Origin of the sequence: Streptomyces flaveus (genome assembly GCF_014647675.1) — a bacterium.
Taxonomy (GTDB): Bacteria; Actinomycetota; Actinomycetes; order Streptomycetales; family Streptomycetaceae; genus Streptomyces; species Streptomyces flaveus.
In genome coordinates this window covers 15,898-33,269 of the sequence record NZ_BMPQ01000055.1, presented here as the reverse complement: position 1 = coordinate 33,269, position 17,372 = coordinate 15,898, and the positions used below count along the sequence as shown (strand labels likewise).

General features: G+C 69.2%; 16 protein-coding genes and 1 pseudogene. 5 read left to right on the top strand and 12 right to left on the bottom strand.

Annotated features, from left to right (window positions below):
- Window positions 1–205, top strand: a pseudogene (locus IEZ21_RS45225) (hypothetical protein); the annotation flags it as partial.
- Window positions 206–214: 9 nt separating this feature from the next.
- Here the strand turns inward: IEZ21_RS45225 and IEZ21_RS45220 are convergent.
- From IEZ21_RS45220 to IEZ21_RS45210, 3 genes are all read right to left on the bottom strand, one after another.
- Complete coding sequence (locus tag IEZ21_RS45220) at window positions 215–1,306, bottom strand: LacI family DNA-binding transcriptional regulator (RefSeq protein ID WP_189327633.1); 1,092 nt, start codon at window positions 1,304–1,306, stop codon at window positions 215–217.
- 113 nt (window positions 1,307–1,419) lie between these two features.
- Window positions 1,420–2,403: an aldo/keto reductase gene (locus IEZ21_RS45215; protein WP_189327632.1), complete on the bottom strand. Its 984-nt coding sequence runs from the start codon at window positions 2,401–2,403 to the stop codon at window positions 1,420–1,422.
- Between the two features lie 383 nt (window positions 2,404–2,786).
- The gene (locus IEZ21_RS45210; protein ID WP_246568906.1) at window positions 2,787–3,362 is read right to left on the bottom strand and encodes a helix-turn-helix domain-containing protein; all 576 of its coding nucleotides are present in this window, start codon (window positions 3,360–3,362) and stop codon (window positions 2,787–2,789) included.
- Window positions 3,363–3,510: 148 nt separating this feature from the next.
- On the opposite strand from IEZ21_RS45210, the gene IEZ21_RS45205 reads away from it, so the two are divergent.
- On the top strand, window positions 3,511–4,056 hold the full coding sequence (locus IEZ21_RS45205; protein WP_189327630.1) for a type II toxin-antitoxin system RelE/ParE family toxin: 546 nt from the start codon (window positions 3,511–3,513) through the stop codon (window positions 4,054–4,056).
- Window positions 4,057–4,104: 48 nt separating this feature from the next.
- On the opposite strand, the gene IEZ21_RS45200 is transcribed toward IEZ21_RS45205, so the two are convergent.
- From IEZ21_RS45200 to IEZ21_RS45185, 4 genes are all read right to left on the bottom strand, one after another.
- Window positions 4,105–4,416 carry a type II toxin-antitoxin system prevent-host-death family antitoxin gene (locus IEZ21_RS45200; RefSeq protein ID WP_246568904.1) on the bottom strand — a complete coding sequence of 104 codons (312 nt, stop codon included), beginning with the start codon at window positions 4,414–4,416 and terminating at the stop codon, window positions 4,105–4,107.
- A 142-nt stretch (window positions 4,417–4,558) separates the two neighbouring features.
- Window positions 4,559–6,463, bottom strand: coding sequence for a CocE/NonD family hydrolase (locus tag IEZ21_RS45195; RefSeq protein ID WP_189327629.1), 1,905 nt, complete (start codon window positions 6,461–6,463; stop codon window positions 4,559–4,561).
- A gap of 145 nt (window positions 6,464–6,608) precedes the next feature.
- Window positions 6,609–7,328: an ABC transporter permease gene (locus IEZ21_RS45190; protein WP_189327628.1), complete on the bottom strand. Its 720-nt coding sequence runs from the start codon at window positions 7,326–7,328 to the stop codon at window positions 6,609–6,611.
- A gap of 205 nt (window positions 7,329–7,533) precedes the next feature.
- Window positions 7,534–8,415, bottom strand: a complete 882-nt coding sequence (locus tag IEZ21_RS45185) for an ABC transporter ATP-binding protein (protein ID WP_189327627.1) — start codon at window positions 8,413–8,415, stop codon at window positions 7,534–7,536.
- Between the two features lie 166 nt (window positions 8,416–8,581).
- Here IEZ21_RS45185 and IEZ21_RS45180 point away from each other — a divergent pair, with 166 nt between their 5' ends.
- Genes IEZ21_RS45180 through IEZ21_RS45170 form a run of 3 tightly spaced genes read left to right on the top strand, consistent with a single transcriptional unit; the run spans window position 8,582 to window position 10,570 of the window.
- Window positions 8,582–8,800, top strand: coding sequence for a hypothetical protein (locus IEZ21_RS45180; protein WP_189327626.1), 219 nt, complete (start codon window positions 8,582–8,584; stop codon window positions 8,798–8,800).
- 22 nt (window positions 8,801–8,822) lie between these two features.
- The gene (locus tag IEZ21_RS45175; protein ID WP_189327625.1) at window positions 8,823–9,971 is read left to right on the top strand and encodes a sensor histidine kinase; all 1,149 of its coding nucleotides are present in this window, start codon (window positions 8,823–8,825) and stop codon (window positions 9,969–9,971) included.
- Window positions 9,968–10,570: a response regulator transcription factor gene (locus IEZ21_RS45170; RefSeq protein WP_189327624.1), complete on the top strand. Its 603-nt coding sequence runs from the start codon at window positions 9,968–9,970 to the stop codon at window positions 10,568–10,570. Before IEZ21_RS45175 ends, IEZ21_RS45170 begins: the two co-directional genes overlap by 4 nt.
- Before the next feature lie 147 nt (window positions 10,571–10,717).
- Here IEZ21_RS45170 and hemB read toward each other — a convergent pair whose 3' ends face one another.
- From hemB to IEZ21_RS45145, 5 genes are all read right to left on the bottom strand, one after another.
- Complete coding sequence (gene hemB, locus IEZ21_RS45165) at window positions 10,718–11,710, bottom strand: porphobilinogen synthase (RefSeq protein WP_189327623.1); 993 nt, start codon at window positions 11,708–11,710, stop codon at window positions 10,718–10,720.
- 310 nt (window positions 11,711–12,020) lie between these two features.
- On the bottom strand, window positions 12,021–13,700 hold the full coding sequence (locus IEZ21_RS45160; RefSeq protein WP_189327622.1) for a bifunctional uroporphyrinogen-III C-methyltransferase/uroporphyrinogen-III synthase: 1,680 nt from the start codon (window positions 13,698–13,700) through the stop codon (window positions 12,021–12,023).
- Entirely contained in the window at window positions 13,697–14,713 is a 1,017-nt protein-coding gene (gene hemC, locus IEZ21_RS45155) for a hydroxymethylbilane synthase (protein WP_189327621.1), read from the bottom strand. The genes IEZ21_RS45160 and hemC overlap by 4 nt, the downstream gene beginning before the upstream one ends.
- Complete coding sequence (locus tag IEZ21_RS45150; RefSeq protein ID WP_189327620.1) at window positions 14,710–16,422, bottom strand: glutamyl-tRNA reductase; 1,713 nt, start codon at window positions 16,420–16,422, stop codon at window positions 14,710–14,712. Before IEZ21_RS45150 ends, hemC begins: the two co-directional genes overlap by 4 nt.
- Window positions 16,419–17,180, bottom strand: a complete 762-nt coding sequence (locus tag IEZ21_RS45145; RefSeq protein ID WP_033319441.1) for a redox-sensing transcriptional repressor Rex — start codon at window positions 17,178–17,180, stop codon at window positions 16,419–16,421. The genes IEZ21_RS45150 and IEZ21_RS45145 overlap by 4 nt, the downstream gene beginning before the upstream one ends.
- Window positions 17,181–17,372: the final 192 nt, after the last annotated feature.

Genomic DNA, 17,372 nt, shown 5'->3' with positions numbered 1-17,372 from the left:
CGGGCCCCGGGCTGCCTTCCGTGCCGCGCTCGGCGTGGACGACGCCACCTGGGCCCGAGGCCGCGGCTGGGCCCTGGCCACGGCCCTGAGCGCCCACGTTTCCTACGCTGCTGTCAACTCCCGGGTCGCCGCGCAGACCACCCGTCAGATCACCGAGGCCCTCATCGGCCAGGCAACCAGAGCCCGTCTCGCTGATAGTCGATGAAACGCTCTTTCAGGCGGACTTCCGCACGACCAAACGTGTCGGGGTGACCACAGAGGACAGCGGATGGCTGCCGTCTCGCGACGCGAGCTCGTCCGATGTCCGCTTGAACAGCAACCGAGCCATCAGGCGCCCCATGTCCTCGATGTTCTGGTGCACGGTGGTCAGCGGTGGCTCCGTCGCCTCGGCGATGGGCGCCAGGTCGTCGAAGCCGACAACCGACACATCCTCGGGTACGCTGCGCCCGCGTTCCCGCAGTACGCGAAGGGCACCGGATGCCATCAGGTCCGAGGCGACGAAGACCGCGTCCAGATCGGGACACCGGTCGAGAAGCGCGGCCATGGCGTCGGCGCCGCCCTGCAGCGTGAAGTCGCCCTCGGCGATCAACCGGGATGGCGTGTCCAGGAGTACGTCCCGGTAGCCGTCGAGGCGGTCGATCGCGGAAGCCTGGTTGAGCGGCCCGGTGATGGTCCCGATGCGTCGACGTCCCAGTGAGACGAGATGCCGGACGGCTTCCCTGGCTCCACCGCGGTTGTCGGCGTCGACGTACGTGAAGCCGTGGCTGCGGTGGTCGGGGCCGACGGCCGGGCGCCCGCCGAAGACGGCGGGCATACCCATATGTTCGACCATGGCGGGCAACGGGTCGTCGGTGCGCAGCGAGAACAGCAGGGCGCCATCGACGTGGCCGCCGCCCAGGAAGTTTCCGACGCGCAGATAGTCGTCCGGCTCCTCGATGAACAGCAGCACCGGCTGCGCTCCTTGTTGGACGAGTTCCTGCCGGATGCCGCGCAGGTGGCAGTCGAAGTAGGGGTCCACGAAAAGCCGGTTCTGCGGTTCGGTGACCACGACGGCGACGGCGTTGTTGCGGCGGGTGACCAGGCTCCGGGCGGCTTGGTTGGGTACGTAGCCGAGTTCGTCCACGGCCTGTCGGATGCGTTCTGCGACCACGGCCCGCACTCTGGGCTCGCCGTTGATCACACGGGACACCGTGGACTTCGACACCTCTGCCCGGCGCGCTACGTCCTCGAGTGTGGGGCGTTTTCCGTTCGACCGTTCCGTCAACACCTTCTCAGATACGCGCAGTTCGTCGGGCGCTGGACACATTAGCCGTCGCCCACCGGGACGGCAGTTCGATTCGGCCTGGTGCCAGCCCTGTTCGGCCAAGCCCGTCCGGCTGCTCCGATGCAGAGAGCATCGTGCCGTTCCCTGCGTCGGCCTTATGCACCGACCGGTGCACGCTCGTCGAGGAGTCCTGCCTCGCGCAGATCGGCCCAGAGCCGCTCAGGGATATCGGCTTGGAACGACGCGACGTTGTGCCGTACTTCCTCGGGAGAGCGCATGCCGACCACGATGCCCGCGACCGCGGGGTGACACAGCGGGAACGCCATCGCCGCCTGCGGAAGGGTCGTGCCGTGTGCCTCGCAGATGTCGGCGATCCCATGCGCTCGCCGCAGGACGTCCGGTGAGGCAGGTGCGTAGTCGAAAGGCGCTCCATCGGTGGGCCGCGGCGTGGCGAGCAGCCCGGAGTTGAAGACGGAGGCGGCGAGAACGGAGACGCCGCGTTGGGTGCACGCGGGTAGCAGGCCGTCGAGGGCGCTGTGGTCCAGGAGTGTGTAGCGGCCGGAGAGCATCACCACGTCGGCGTCGGTCTCCTTCACCAGCCTGGTCAGCATGCCGGTGTGGTACATGCCCGCTCCGATGGCGCCCACCATGCCCTGGGAGCGCAGCTCCGCCAGGGCGGGGAAGCCGTCGCGCAGGGCGGTGTCGAAGTGTTCCTCCGCGTCGTGGAGGAACAGCAGATCGATGCGGTCGACGCCCATGCGGGTGAGGGAGTCCTCGACACTGCGCAGCACACCGTCGCGGGAGAAGTCCCACACCCGTCGGTGATTCGCGGGCACATGGAAACTCTCGTCCCTGCCGCCCTGCGAGTCCTGCGCGACGAGGAGCCTGCCGACCTTGGTGGAGAGCGTGAACGCTCCTCGCGGCGTTCCGCGGAGGAAGTCACCGGTCCGGCGCTCGGAATGACCGATGCCGTAGTGCGGGGAGGTGTCGAAGTAGCGGATGCCGCAGTCCCAGGCCGCGGCCAGCGTCGCCGCCGCGATGTCGTCGTCGAGCGGCGCGAAGAGGCCGCCGAGTGGCCCACCGCCGAAGCCCAGCTCCGTGACCTCTACCGCACTGCGCCCGAGTCGGTTCGTCCTCATCCAGTCGATCCTTCCCGTGCGTCACCTCGATTCCGGCGGACGACAGTCTTACTGCGGCCGTGACGCACTCCAACCGGTTTTTTTGGCAGCCCCGTCGCATGCAGTGTGGCCCGGGGCCGATCGGGTTCGGCGGGGAACCGGCTCCCCCGCAGGCGGAGGTGCCAGCGTGTTGTCACCACGCGCAGGACAGCTGGGTGAGCGCCACCAGATGCACCTCCAGGACCGAAGCTAACCCCACTGACCTGCCATTTTCTTCAAGTTAGTTCAGTCAACTCACCATGCCGGCCTCTTCGCTCACCACCCTGGCCCGGACGGGCTGGAGCACGTATGTGGGCGCCGCGCCCGGGGCATGGCCAGCGCCGACCACCTGAACGTGAAGCCCTTCAACGCCCCACATACGCCACGGGCCCACCGGACTCCGAGTCGAGGCGTCTGCCGAGGAGGTGCCGTGCTTCGGCGGCACCTGGTACCTCGTCCCGTACGACCTGAACAGGCGTGACCAAGTCGGTCGTGTAGCCCGCGAGTTGAGCCGAGAAGCGGTACCGTCCTCCGTCGCCCGGCTCGGAGCCATGGAAGTCGGTCAGCACCGCGACCACGTAGGAGCCGACCGTCACGGCCAGGACACCTGCCCGCTTCACACGTTCCGGGTCGCAGCGCCACCATCCGCGCAGCGCCTCGTACTTCTCTTTTGTCGTGAGCCTCGCCCCATAGCCGATCCACATACGCTCCGTGTCGTCCGTGACAGGCTCGGCAGGCCCCACCCTCAGCACGGCCAGTTCCTCACACCCGAGCGATTCGAGGTCGACCGTCTCACGCTGGGCCAGTACGCGAACGTCGCCTGCCGGCAGCAAGGTCCGGTTGCCCCGCTCGTGCACTTCCGGCAGCAGCCCCGCAGCGATCAGCTTCTTGAGGGTGTTCACCGAGATCCCGAGCTCGCTCGCAGCGACCCCTGTCGTCATATCCGTCAAGGCACGCCCCTCAACTGATCACTCGGAAAACTAAATACCGTTATCCAGTATCCAGCTTGCCGCCGTCTCGCGAAATCAATTGCACTCTATCCATCAAGGCAGTTGCAAGTAGACATGGCCACCCACTACCGTCTGCTCCATGCCGGACACGCCCCGCCACCCTGTGCGGTTCACCGCAGCGGCCGAAGCCGACCTGGACGCCTTGCATCGCAGGGATCCGCAGATCGCGCGCGCCGCACTGCACAAGGTTCGCTTGCTGGAGCGCGATCCGTACGCCGGAAGGCCACTCGTCGGCGATCTCGTCGGCTTCCGCAAGCTGGTCGTGGGCGACCGGCACTGGCGCATCGTATGGCGCGTGGTCGACGACGGCGACGGCCCGAGCGAGGTGGAGATCTCGGAGGTGTGGGCTGTTGGAGCCCGCGAGGACTCGGCCGTCTACGACGAAGTCCGGCGGAGGCTGGCGGACCTTCCGGACACGCCGAACATCCGGGTCCTGCGGGACCTTCTCGAAAAGTTCGGCCTCGATCCGGGCGCCGCAGCACCGCCGCCACCCGAGCCCGTGCCTGCCTGGCTGATCGACCGGCTGACCGGCAAGGCGGGCCTGCCCCTGGAGGAAGCTCAGGCGATGCCCCTGGAAGAGGCGATCACCACCTGGGAGAACTGGATGAGTCGCCCGCCCGACTGACCGCGCAAGCCGCCTCGCCCCATCCCCCGCCAGTACTCGCCGCTCTCGTCAGTGCTCGCCGAACTCCCGGTCGAGACTCTCCCGGTCGGTACCGAAGCGGCGCAGCACATCGTCGAGCGGCGCACGGCTGCCGTCATCCGCAGCCGCTCGGGTCAGCACCAGCAGCGCGTCCAGGAGGTCCTCTTCCAACTCCTCCAGCTTGCGCAGCCGCTCAACGCCGATCACCGCGGCAACCGGCTTGTGGTGCCGCTCCACCATGACGTCTTCGCCGGCCTCGGCCGCCTTGACCAGTCCGGCGACTCCCTTGCCCGTGGCTTCGGTGACGGAGAGCACTGTCGGATTCTCACTAAGGATCGACATACTCGAAACTGTACACCTCTGGACGGAAAACTGTATAGATTTCTTTGCACAGCTGAGGAAGCACGGCCGTCCCGGTCGCGCCTGGCAGGGGCGACCGGGACGGCTCACGCGCGCCGACGCGGCGCGGTGCAGCGACAGCGGATCAGCGGTCGTCGCGGGCCGACGGCACCGTGAACGCCGGGGAACCGACGGGCAGTTGCACCGTGTACTGGCTCAGATAGGTGTCCAGGTAGGGTGAGCGCTCGCCGCCGGTGGCGACGTCGTCGGCCGGGTCGTCCAGGGCCAGTTCGAGCCGCGCGTCCTTGATCCTGACCTTCTGCTTGGACGGTGTGTCGAGCCAATCGCCGGTCTGCACGGAACCGATCTCCACGGCCAGGGTGTGTCCGGCCTTCAGGGTCCAGTCGGTCGACTTGAGGTCGAGGGTCGGCCGGTCCGAGTCCAGCCGGGAGACCTGCTCGTCGAACATGACGGCGGTGCCGTCCTTGGCCACGTCGTACAGCTTGACCATCACGTTTCCCTCCCCCTCGGCGGTCATGGAGAGGCGGGGGGTGCCGGTGATACGCGTGGCCTGATCGACCGGCTCGGACCACTTGAAGAAGCTGGACGTGACCTCACCGGCCTTCTGACGCTTCACCTGCGCCTCGGCCAGTCCCTTCGGGATGGCCGGCACGCTGCTGGAGGCGTTCTCCGAGTCCCCCTTGCCGGACGGCTTCGCGGCCTTCGGCGGCTTCGTCCTGCCGGACGGGTCCAGGGCCCGCATCGCGGAGGTGCCGCCGTCGTCCACGTACGAGCCGCCGCCGAGCCGGAGGGTGGCGGACCTCTCCACGACCGGCCACGTCTTCTGGGCGCGCCAGGCGCCGGTGTTGTCCTCGACGGCGTAGGCCGGGTGGCGGACCTCCGGCTCGGTGCCCTTCAGGTACTGGTCGTAGAAGGAGAGCGTCTCCTTGAACCAGCCCTCGCGCCCCATGGCCAGACGCCCGTCTTCGGTACGGTCGTTGCCGCGCACGTGGTCCCACTGGCCGACCCACCCGCGCTCGGGGCCCTTGTGGTTGGCGAGGAACTCCTGCATCCCCTCGGGCTTGGTGTTGTCCTCGATGAAGCCCTGGGTGAAGAACAGCGGGGTGTCGGTGCCCTTGGCCTTCTTCGCCGCATCGCGAGCAGTCCAGTACGCGTTGTCCGGGTCGGTGATGCGGTACCCGGCCAGGTTCTCCGTGAGGCACTCCGGATGGCTCTGCTCGTAGCGGGAGTTGGCCCAGTAGCGCGCGTCGTCGTCCGGCATCTGTGGGAGCGAGGCGATGGCGTTGTAGGTGGTGGCGGTCGTGACGACCCGCGAAAGGGGCACGCCGCCCGAGTGGATGAGCCGGTCGTTGTCCCACACCGGCTCCTGGGCGACGACGGCCTTGAGCGCGTCCTGGTCCAGGTTGTTGCCGATGAGGCCGGTGAGCGCGTCGAACGACTTGCCGTACATCCCCACCGCGCCCGTGGACCACGGCCGGCTCGCGCTCCAGTCGATCGCGGCCTTGACGTCGGCCTGGTCCCCGGGTCCGCCGAAGTCGAGGCAGCCGGTGGAACCGCCGAAGCCGCGCGTGTCGACCATCACGAAGGCGTAGCCCTGGTCGAACAGGTCGGTGCCCTCGATGAAGTCCTGGAAGCGGTTCGAGGGGCCGGTGTGCTTCCAGTCCTCGGGGGCGATCTGCCCGGAGTGCCCGAAGTAGGCGCCCGCCGACAGGATGACCGGCACCCGTTTGCCCTTGGGCAGCTTCTCCGGCAGCAGGACGTCGGCGTGCAACTCGGTACCGGAGCCGTCCGAGGACGGGAAGTAGTGCTGCGTCCAGACGGAACCCTTCGGGACGCGGTCGTTCTCCTCGTGCGTGACGCCATCAGTGGCGGTGGCGGTGGCTAAAGCCCCGGCGGGCTTCTGCGCTGTGGCGGCGGGCTCGGACGCCTTGCCCGAGGTGGCCGCGGCAGGACCGGTGAGCGTGCCGGTCAGGGCTGAGGCGGTGACGAGTGCGGAAGCGGCCCAGGCGGCCGCGCGTATTTTCTTCACTTGCTCCTCCGGAGTTGGGTGCGGACAGAGTTGGGCTGCGGAGCGATACGGAAGCGAACGGAAGCGATACGGGGGTGCCGACCGGGCAGAGACCCGGCCCACCGCCCGCAGGACGGTGAGGGGCAGCCGCGGACACGCGGGGTGGTCAGCGGCGCGGTTCCCAGCGGAAGAGGCGGGAGGCCAGCGCGACGGCGACGACGACCCAGCTCAGGGTGGGCAGCAGCAGAGGCAGGGAGTCCGCCACCGGAACGCCGCCGTTCCAGGCGTTGAGGACCAGCTCGGTGGCCGAGCCGCCGGGGAGCAGCCGCTTGAGCAGGGTGAGCTCCTCGGTGCCGGTGATCCCCACCCAGCTGGCGACGGCGATGGCGCCGAGGCTGACGGGCAGCGTGGTCACCTGGGCGTGCTCGGGGGAGTTCGTCAGCCCCGCCGTGGCCAGTCCCAGGCCGAGCATCATGATCACCGTCGAGAGGACCGCCGCCACCAGGAGGGGAACATTGGTCGGCCCGCCGGCGACCGCGGCCAGCACGATGAGGATCGCGGTCACCTGGACCAGTGCGAGGACGGTGACCGGGAGCATCAGCCCCGAGAGAATGCCGGCGTCGCTCGCCGGGGTGGAGCGCAGCCGCTTGAGAAAGAGGTTCTGACGACGCGAGGCCAAAGTGGTCACCGTGGTGGTGTAGAGCCCGAACGCGCCCACGGTGAACATCACCACCGCCGCGATGTACCCGAGACTGCCCAGGTCCGCAAAGGTTTCGTGCTGGTGGATGAAGTACGCGCTGACCGCCACGGGCATGATGAAACTGGTGACCAGAACCAGCCGGTTCCGGAAGACCTGGATCAGCTCGCCAAGAGCGATTGAGAGCATGGTGAAGGTCCTTTTCTAGGGAAGTTCCGGGAGTGGTCTGAGCGGCCTTGGCGAAGTCCGGTGCGCTACCGCGCCCCTGAAAAGAGAGGGCCGCAGGCCCCGTCTTTTCAGGGGCGCGGGGCTGTATCGATTTGCGGCTCCGCCGCGCGGGCGCGACCAGCCACAACGCACCCGCACCTTCAAACCGCCAAACCCAGCGGAGCGCTCAGCTGCCGATGGAGCGAAAGACGTCGTCGAGTCGAGTCGGCCCGGCCTGGAGTTCCCGCAGCTCCACCGCGTTGTCGTGCGCCCAACCGAGCAGGATGTAGAGGTCCTTCGGCAGGTCGAAGGTCTGGATGAGGAACGTCCCGTCGCTCTCGCGCGTGGCCTGCAGCGGTAGCGCCGGTGCGGGGGCCGGCAGGGAGAAGCGGATGGCGGCCGGCAGGGTCCGCGTCAGCTCGGAGACGGTCCCTTCCTGGTGGAAGGCGCCCTTGTGCATGAGCCCGATGCGATCGGCGCGCTGCTGAGCCTCTTCCAGGTAGTGCGTGGTGAGCACGATGGTGGATCCGTCTTCGCGCAGCTTGTCCACGGCGTCCCACAGAGCGTCCCGGGACTGGATGTCCAGGCCGGTGGTGGGCTCGTCCAGGAAGATCAGCTCAGGCTTCCCGTACACGGCGGTGGCGAAGTCCAGACGTCGCTTCTCACCGCCGGAGAGCTGGGACACCTGGGTGCCGGCCTTGTGCGTGAGGTCGACGATGCCGAGTACGCGTTCGACCCTGTCCCTGCGCTGGGAGAGTTTTCCGATCAGCCGGACCGATTCCCTCACCGTCAGATCCGGGGAGAATCCGCTCTCCTGCAGCATGATGCCCATCCGGGGCCGCACGGCGCGCCGGTCGCGCGGGCTCTGCCCGAAGACCCGCACGGTGCCCGAGGTGGCCGTGCGGTGGCCTTCGACGGTCTCCAAGGTCGAGGTCTTACCGGCCCCGTTCGTGCCGAGCAGCGCGTAGAGCTCCCCCTTCCGCACCTGGAAGGACAGGTCTTTCACGGCGTGGAAGTCGCCGTAGCTGAGGTTCAGACGTTCAACGTCGATGACGGGTGTCGAGGTCATGCATCGATCTCAGCCGTCATCACGCTCGCCCGGCAGTGGCGTGGCGTCATCACGTCGCCATGACATTCCTGGGGGCAAACCCATGACGCAGTGTCACTGGTGCCACCCACGGAGCCGGAAGAATACTGCGGGGCAGACTCTGCTGTTCGATCACGGAGAGCCGCACATGGACACCGGACCCCTGCGCATTCTGCTGACGGCCAATACGGCCGTCTTCCTTGTGGTCTGCGCGGTTTACTTCCTCCACCACCTCGGCGTCGGTCTCTACCCTGACGACATGGAGTCCTGGCTCGAGAACAACCAGTGGCTGATGTGGACGGCCGCGGCCCTCGCCGTGCCGAGCGCTCTGGCGATCCCGCTGCTCAGCGTGAAGACCCAGCGGTGAGGCCGAAGCGGGGGAACACATGATGTCCGAGCACCGTGCGGGAACGCGGGAACGGCTGCGCAGACTGAACGTCACCACGATGGTCGCGGTGACCGCTCCCGTAGGGACACTGCTGGTGGCGGTCGATGCCCGGACGTGGTGGCACGCCGTCATCCTGGGCCTGGGCGTGACCGCGGCGCTGGTGGCTTCCATGCGGTGGACAGCGGACAGCATTCCCCGGGTCGCACTCCCGTGCCTGATCATCACCGCGGTGGTGTGGCTCGCCGGGGTGTTGGTGGTGGACGGCCATACGGCGTTCTACGGCATCTCCATCGTGGGTTCCCTGTACGCCCCCCAGCTGCCGCGCCACCGCGTCCTGGCCGCCGTCGGGCTGATCACCTTCGTCGCCGTGGTGGGCACGGCCAGGCTGTTGGTGTCACCGGCAGATGTGCCCGACGCCCTGATCCGCTACGTCCTCATTCCGGCAGGTGTCACGGTGGTGGTGACGGGCGGCATGTTCGCCGGCCAGGTCTTCTACGACCTCGTCGAGGAGCTGGAGCAGTCACGGGAACGCGAAGCGGAGTTGGCCGTCGTCCGGGAACGCGTACGTTTCGCCAGCGATCTGCACGACATCCAGGGCCACACACTGCATGTGGTGAAGCTGAAGGTCATGCTGGCCGAGAAGCTGGTGCGCAGCGACATCGGGCGGGCGGAGGAGGAACTACGGGAGGTGCGCGCCCTGGTCGGCGACACCATCACCCAGACCAAGGAACTCGCCTACGCACAGCGGCGGCTCAACCTGTCCGTGGAGCTGGAGAACGCGAAGAACCTCTTCGAGGCCGCGGGCATCCGCGTACGCGTCAACCGTGAGGCGGACGTCGATGAGCGAGTCAACGGGCTGCTCGGCCAGGTCCTCCGCGAGACGACGACCAACATCCTGCGCCACGCACAAGCCACGCGGGTGCGGATCACCCTCTCGGAGTCGGGCATCAGCATCGTCAACGACGGCGCCCGGGAGGCCCCCCTGCCAGGGCTCAGCGGACTGGCCACCCTCAAGGAACGAGTGGGCGACAACGGAGGCGAACTGACGGTGGAGCAAAAGGACGGTCGCTTCCTCACGGCTGCGGTGTTCCCGGGCCTTCGCTCAGCGACGCTGCCGCTGCCCTCCGCGGCGCAGGAGGACGACCGATGACCACCGTGGTGCTCGCCGACGACGAGGCCCTTCTCCGCAAGGCGCTGGCGGCGTTGCTGACCCTCGAAGGGGAGATCACTGTGCTCGCCGAAGCGCAGGACGGCGAATCAGCCGTCCAGGCCACACTGCGACACAGGCCCGACGTGCTCGTCATCGACTTGGAGATGCCCGGTGTGGACGGACTCGGCGCCGTCGCGGAGATCCGCCGTGCGCGGCCGGACCAGGTGATCCTCATGCTGACCCGCCATGCCAGGCCCGGGGTGCTCCGCAAAGCCCTGAAACTCGGAGTCCAGGGCTTCGTCAGCAAGTCGGCGGAACCCGCGCACATCACGTCGGTCATCAACACCCTGCACGAGGGCAGGCGTTGGATCGACCCGGACGTCTCCGCGCTCGCCCTCGTCGACGACTGCCCTCTCACCGACCGGGAGATCGACGTCCTGCGAGCGACCGGCGCCGGGTACTCCGTCGCCGACATCGCCACCCGCCTCCACCTGGCGGAAGGCACCGTACGCAACTACCTCTCGAACGCCATGCAGAAAACCCAGACCCGAACCCGCCACGAAGCAGCACGCTACGCACGCGAACACGACTGGCTGTAGAGACGGGCGGGGCCGACGACGAACACCCGCGCCCCTGAAAGAGGGCCGCAGGCCCTTCTTTCAGGGGCGCGGGGAACTGCGCGACCAGCCACAACGAACCCGCAGCCGCCAAACCACAGAACCAACCGAGCTCTCCGAACCGCACCCTTAGCGGAGCGCTACCGCAACCTCCGTCGCCCAATACGTCAGAACGTTCTGGGCCCCCGCCCGCCTGATCCCCGTCAGCGTCTCCAGGATCGCCCGGTCCCGGTCGATCCAGCCCTTCTCGGCAGCGGCCTCGATCATCGAGTACTCGCCGGAGATCTGGTACGCGACCACCGGCACATCCACCGAGTCCGCGACCCGCGCAAGGACGTCCAGGTAAGGTCCCGCCGGCTTGACCATCACCAGGTCGGCGCCCTCCTCCAGATCGAGGGCCAACTCCCGCATGGACTCCCGTACATTGGCGGGGTCCTGCTGGTACGTCTTGCGGTCGCCCTTCAACGACGAGGCGACGGCCTCCCTGAACGGCCCGTAGAAGGCGGACGAGTACTTGGCGGTGTAGGCGAGGATCGCGACGTCCTCGCGCCCGATCTGGTCCAACGCATCGCGGATGACACCGATCTGACCGTCCATCATCCCGCTGGGCCCCACCACGTGCGCCCCCGCGTCGGCCTGCACCTGGGCCATCTCGGCGTACCGCTCGAGCGTGGCGTCGTTGTCGACGCGGCCCTGCTCGTCGAGGACGCCGCAGTGGCCGTGGTCGGTGGTCTCGTCGAGGCAGAGGTCGGACATGACGAGGAGTTCGTCGCCGACTTCGGCCCGTACGTCACGAAGGGCGACCTGCAGAATCCCGTCCGGGTCGGTCCCCGGCGTCCCGAGGGCGTCCTTCTTGGACTCCTCCGGCACACCGAACAGCATGATCCCGGAGACCCCGGCCTCCACCGCCTCCAGCGCCGCCTTCTTCAGGCTGTCCCGCGTGTGCTGCACGACCCCGGGCATCGCGGCGATCGGCACCGGCTCGCTGACGCCTTCGCGGATGAACGCGGGGAGGATGAAGTCGGCCGGGTGCAGCCGGGTTTCGGCGACCATGCGGCGCATGGCGGGAGTGGTACGCAGCCGCCGCGGCCGCGTACCGGGGAAGGATCCGTACTTCGTCATGCCCTCTACGCTACGCCCGCCCCAGGACCACCTTTGCCGACGCGGAGTCGGAGATCACCGGGCACTTCCCGGCCCTCCGCGCCCTCGATCCGCCTCCGCAGCAGAGTCACCACCTACGCCACGGCAAGTCGACCTACGCCCCCACAAACCTGCTCCACTTCGGCCACACGCGCTTGACCGCGCCCCTGAAGAGGCCTGCGGCCTCTTCAGGGGCGCGGGGCTGTATCGATTTGCGGCTCCGCCGCGCGGGCGCGACCAGCCACAACGAACCCGCAGCTTCGAACGCACCCCAACTGCTCCACCAGCGGAGCTACGTCGTACGCCTCCGCCGCGACCCCGGCCGCCTCTCACTGGGCCGCGTAACCGGCCCCCCGGCCTCCACCGCGGCAGCCCTCCGCCGCGAGCCGAAGTCGGCAAGCGCCTCCGCCAGCTTGTGCACCGACGGCTCCGGAGCCATCACATCGACCCGCAGCCCGTGCTCCTCAGCCGTCTTGGCCGTGGCCGGCCCGATACACGCGATCACCGTCACGTTGTGCGGCTTGCCCGCGATCCCGACCAGGTTCCGGACCGTCGACGACGAAGTGAACAGCACTGCGTCGAAGCCACCGCCCTTGATCGCCTCCCGAGTCTCGGCCGGCGGCGGCGACGCCCGCACCGTCCGGTACGCCGTGACGTCGTCGACCTCCCAGCCCAGCTCAATAAGTCCAGCGACCAGCGTCTCCGTGGCGATGTCGGCCCGCGGCAGGAACACCCGGTCGATCGGGTCGAAGACCGGGTCGTACGGAGGCCAGTCCTCAAGAAGCCCCGCAGCCGACTGCTCCCCCGAAGGCACCAGGTCCGGCTTCACACCGAAGGCGACGAGCGCCTTCGCCGTCTGCTCCCCCACGGCGGCGACCTTGATGCCCGCGAACGCGCGCGCATCGAGCCCGTACTCCTCGAACTTCTCCCGTACGGCCTTGACCGCGTTCACCGAGGTGAAGGCGATCCACTCGTACCGTCCGGTGACGAGGCCCTTGACCGCCCGCTCCATCTGCTGAGGCGTCCGCGGCGGCTCGACGGCGATCGTCGGCACCTCATGCGGTACGGCCCCGTAGGACCGCAACTGGTCGGAGAGCGACGCCGCCTGCTCCTTCGTACGCGGCACGAGAACCTTCCAGCCGAACAGCGGCTTGGACTCGAACCACGACAACTGGTCGCGCTGAGCAGCGGCCGAACGCTCACCGACCACGGCTATCACCGGCCGCCCGCCGTCCGGCGAGGGCAGCACCTTCGCCTGCTTCAGCGTCTGCGCGATCGTGCCCAGCGTCGCGCACCAGGTCCGCTGCCGGGTGGTCGTACCGGCGATGGTCACCGTCATCGGCGTATCGGGCTTGCGGCCGGCGGCCACCAACTCGCCCGCGGCGGCACCGACGGAGTCGAGAGTCGAGGAGACGACGACGGTCCCGTCGGACGTGCCGACCTCGGTCCAGATACGCCCGGAGGCCGTACTCGCGTCCACGAACCGCACGTCCGCGCCCTGCGCGTCACGCAGCGGAACACCCGCGTACGCGGGCACTCCGACGGCCGCGGCGATACCGGGTACGACCTCGAAGGGCACGCCCGCGGCGGCGCAGGCCAGCATCTCCTCGGCGGCATACGTGTCGAGCCCGGGATCACCGGCGACGGCACGTACGACCCGCCTGCCGCCGCGTGCGGCCTCCATGACAATATGGGCCGCGTCCCTCGACGCGGGGGCACCAGCGGTTGTTGACGCGCCGTCAACCACCGTCAGCTGAGGCGTGTCCGGGCCCGATTCCGTGTCCAGCACGGTCACGCCCTGTCTGGCGTGCGTACGGACGACGTCGAGCACTTCGGGCTCGGCGACCAGGACATCCGCGTTCGCCAGCGCCTGCACGGCGCGCAGTGTGAGCAGTCCCGGATCTCCGGGTCCGGCACCGAGGAAGGTGACGGAGCCGTGTTCCAGGCCGGCGGGAAGGGTGGTGGGGCTCAATGTGCTCGCTCCCCCATCAGACCGGCCGCGCCCTTGGCAAGCATCTCGGCAGCGAGTTCACGGCCGAGCGCCATTGCTTGGTCATGTGTCTCGGGCACGGGACCGGTGGTGGACAACTGCACCAGCGTCGAGCCGTCGGTCGTGCCGACGACGCCGCGCAGGCGCATTTCCTTGACGATCTGCCCGTCGGCCTGGGGGTCCCCCCGCTCGAGCGAAGCCGAGAGTGGGGGAAGGTCGGCCAGCGCGCCCACAGGGGCGCTGCAGCCGGCCTCCAGGGAGGCGAGCAGGGACCGCTCGGCGGTCACGGCGGCCCGGGTCACCGGGTCGTCGAGTTCGGCGAGCGCCGCGACGAGGTCCGCGTTGTCCGCGGCACATTCGATCGCGAGAGCCCCCTGGCCGGGGGCGGGCAAAACCATGTCGACCGAGAGGAACTCGGTCACTTCGTCGATCCGGCCGATCCGGTTGAGTCCGGCGGCGGCCAGTACGACGCCGTCCAGCTCGCCGTCGCGCACGTGCCCGATCCGGGTGTCGACGTTCCCCCGGATCGCGACGGTCTCGATCGTCCGCCCGTGGCAGCGCGCGTACGCGTTCAGCTGGGCCATGCGCCGCGGCGAACCGGTGCCCACGCGGGCGCCGTCCGGCAGCTCGGCGAAGCTCAGCCCGTCCCGGGCGACGAGCACGTCCCGCGCGTCCTCGCGCACCGGCACCGCGGCCAGTGCGAGGTCGTCGGGCTGCGTGGTCGGCAGGTCCTTGAGGGAGTGCACGGCGAAGTCGACCTCGCCGCGCAGCAGCGCCTCGCGCAGTGCGGTCACGAAGACACCCGTGCCGCCGATCTGCGCGAGAAGCTCGCGCGAGACGTCGCCGTACGTGGTGATCTCAACGAGCTCCACGGACCGCCCGGTCGCCCGGCTCACGGCGTCAGCCACCTGCCCGGACTGGGCCATGGCCAGCTTGCTGCGCCGTGTCCCCAGCCTCAGGGGGCCGCTCTCCGGCCCCGTTCGCCGCTCAGTCATGCTCGCCCTCGGTTCTTGGCGTTCTCGGTGTTGATGTCATCGGTGGCCCGCGAGACGGAGTCGACCGTCTCCTGGTCCAGGTCGAACAGGGTCCGCAGCGCGTCCGCGTACCCGGCGCCGCCGGGTTCGGCCGCGAGCTGCTTGACCCGTACGGTCGGCGCGTGCAGCAACTTGTCCACCACGCGCCGTACGGTCTGGGTGATCTCGCCCCGCTGCTTCTCGTCGAGCCCGGGCAGCCGCCCGTCGAGCCGCGCGATCTCGCTCGCGACGACATCGGCGGCCATGGTGCGCAGCGCGACGACGGTGGGAGTGATGTGCGCGGCCCGCTGGGCGGCACCGAAGGCGGCGACCTCGTCGGACACGATCCGCCGCACCATGTCCACGTCCGCCGCCATCGGCACGTCCGCGGAGGCCTCGGCCAGCGACTCGATGTCCACGAGGCGCACGCCGAGCAGCCGGTGCACGGCCGCGTCGATGTCGCGTGGCATGGCAAGGTCGAGCAGCGAGAGCACGGGCGCCGGGCGCGGGGCCAGGGCGACGGGCTCGGGCTTACGACGCTCCGGCACGCGCCCGATGGCGGCCACGGTCGCGGCGAGTGCGGCGATGACGCCGGCGTCGGACTCGGGCGTACGAGCCGCGTGCGTACGGCGGCGATCGACCGTCGCGTTGTCCACCCAGGCCGCGTGCTGCTCCAGGGCCGCCGCGTCCAGGCCCGCCACCGCGGCGTCCCCCATGACGGAGAAGGCGGCGGCGCCCTGCACGGGCGACAGGTCCAGCGGACAGCCGTCGTCGGTGCCGACGCTGGTGGGCGGAAGGTCCGCACGTACGACGCGGGGGGTGGCCGCGCGCTCCTCGGCGGGCGCACCCGTACGACCCTCGACCGCCTCGGCGACCGCCTCGGCCGTCAGGACAAGGCCCGTCGCGCCGGTACAGGACACCGCGACGTCGGCACGTGTCAGCTCGGCCGGCACCGCGTCCATCGGTACCGCGCGGGCCGCCACGTCCGTATCGCCGCCTTCGGTCAGGATCTGGGCGAGGCGCTCGGCGCGGTCCAGCGTGCGGTTGGCGATGACCACTTCGGCCACCCCGGCACGCGCGAGCGTCGCCGCGGCCAGCGAGGACATGGAGCCCGCACCGATCACGAGGGCCCGCTTGCCCCTGGCCCAGCCCTCGACGTCCGCCCCCGAGGTCAGCTGCTCCAGGCCGAACGTCACCAGGGACTGCCCGGCCCGGTCTATGCCGGTCTCGGAGTGGGCACGCTTGCCGACCCTGAGCGCCTGCTGGAACAGGTCGTTCAGCAGCCGCCCCGCCGTGTGCAGTTCCTGCGCGGTCGCGAGCGCGTCCTTGATCTGGCCGAGGATCTGGCCCTCGCCGATCACCATCGAGTCGAGCCCGCAGGCCACGGAGAACAGGTGGTGAACCGCCCGGTCCTCGTAGTGCACGTACAGATAGGGCGTGAGCTCCTCGAGCCCGACCCCGCTGTGCTGCGCGAGCAGCGTGGAGAGCTCGGCGACACCGGCGTGGAACTTGTCCACGTCGGCGTACAGCTCGATCCGGTTGCAGGTGGCGAGCACCGCGGCCTCGGTGGCCGGCTCGGCGGCGATGGTGTCCTGGAGAAGCTTGATCTGCGTGTCCGCGGACAGCGCGGCCCGCTCCAGGACGCTGACCGGAGCGCTGCGGTGACTCAGCCCGACGACGAGAAGACTCATGCCGGCATCACGGCGGGGACATCCCCGTCGGGCCCTTTCCCGGTCTCCTTCGCCGCCGCCGCTGCGGCCTCGGCCTCGAGCACGGCTTCCGCTTCTTCGCCGGCCTTGCGCTGCTCGTGGAAGGCGAGGATCTGCAGCTCGATGGAGAGATCGACCTTGCGTACGTCGACGCCGTCCGGCACGGAGAGCACGGTCGGCGCGAAGTTCAGGATGGACGTCACGCCCGCGGCGACAAGCCGGTCGCAGACCTGCTGGGCGGCGCCCGCGGGGGTCGCGATGACACCGATCGACACGCCGTTGTCCTTGATGATCTTCTCGAGGTCGTCGGTGTGCTGCACGGGGATTCCGGCGACGGGCTTCCCGGCCATCGCGGGATCGGCGTCTATGAGGGCGGCGACCCGGAAGCCGCGCGAGGCGAACCCGCCGTAGTTGGCCAGCGCCGCGCCGAGGTTACCGATACCGACGATCACAACCGGCCAGTCCTGGGTGAGGCCCAGCTCGCGGGAGATCTGGTACACGAGGTACTCGACGTCGTAGCCCACACCGCGCGTCCCGTACGACCCGAGGTACGAGAAGTCCTTGCGCAGCTTCGCGGAGTTGACCCCCGCGGCGGCCGCGAGCTCCTCGGAGGAGACCGTGGGTACCGAGCGCTCCGACAGTGCGGTCAGCGCACGAAGGTACAGCGGAAGCCTGGCGACGGTGGCCTCGGGAATCCCTCGGCTGCGGGTCGCCGGTCGGTGAGTTCGGCCAGTTGCCACGGTGCTCCTGCGGGTAGAGCGGGGCTGCAGGCGGCCACACGTCCGACCGCCCCGTCGACAGCAGGCTATGTCTTTGTGAATGCATGCACAAAGATGGTGTCCGATTTGCCCGCCCAACGTGACCGGGGTCACGCGACCCTGCCACATGCGTATGGAACCGGCGCAAAGGCACCTTCGTTCCCTGCTTGATGG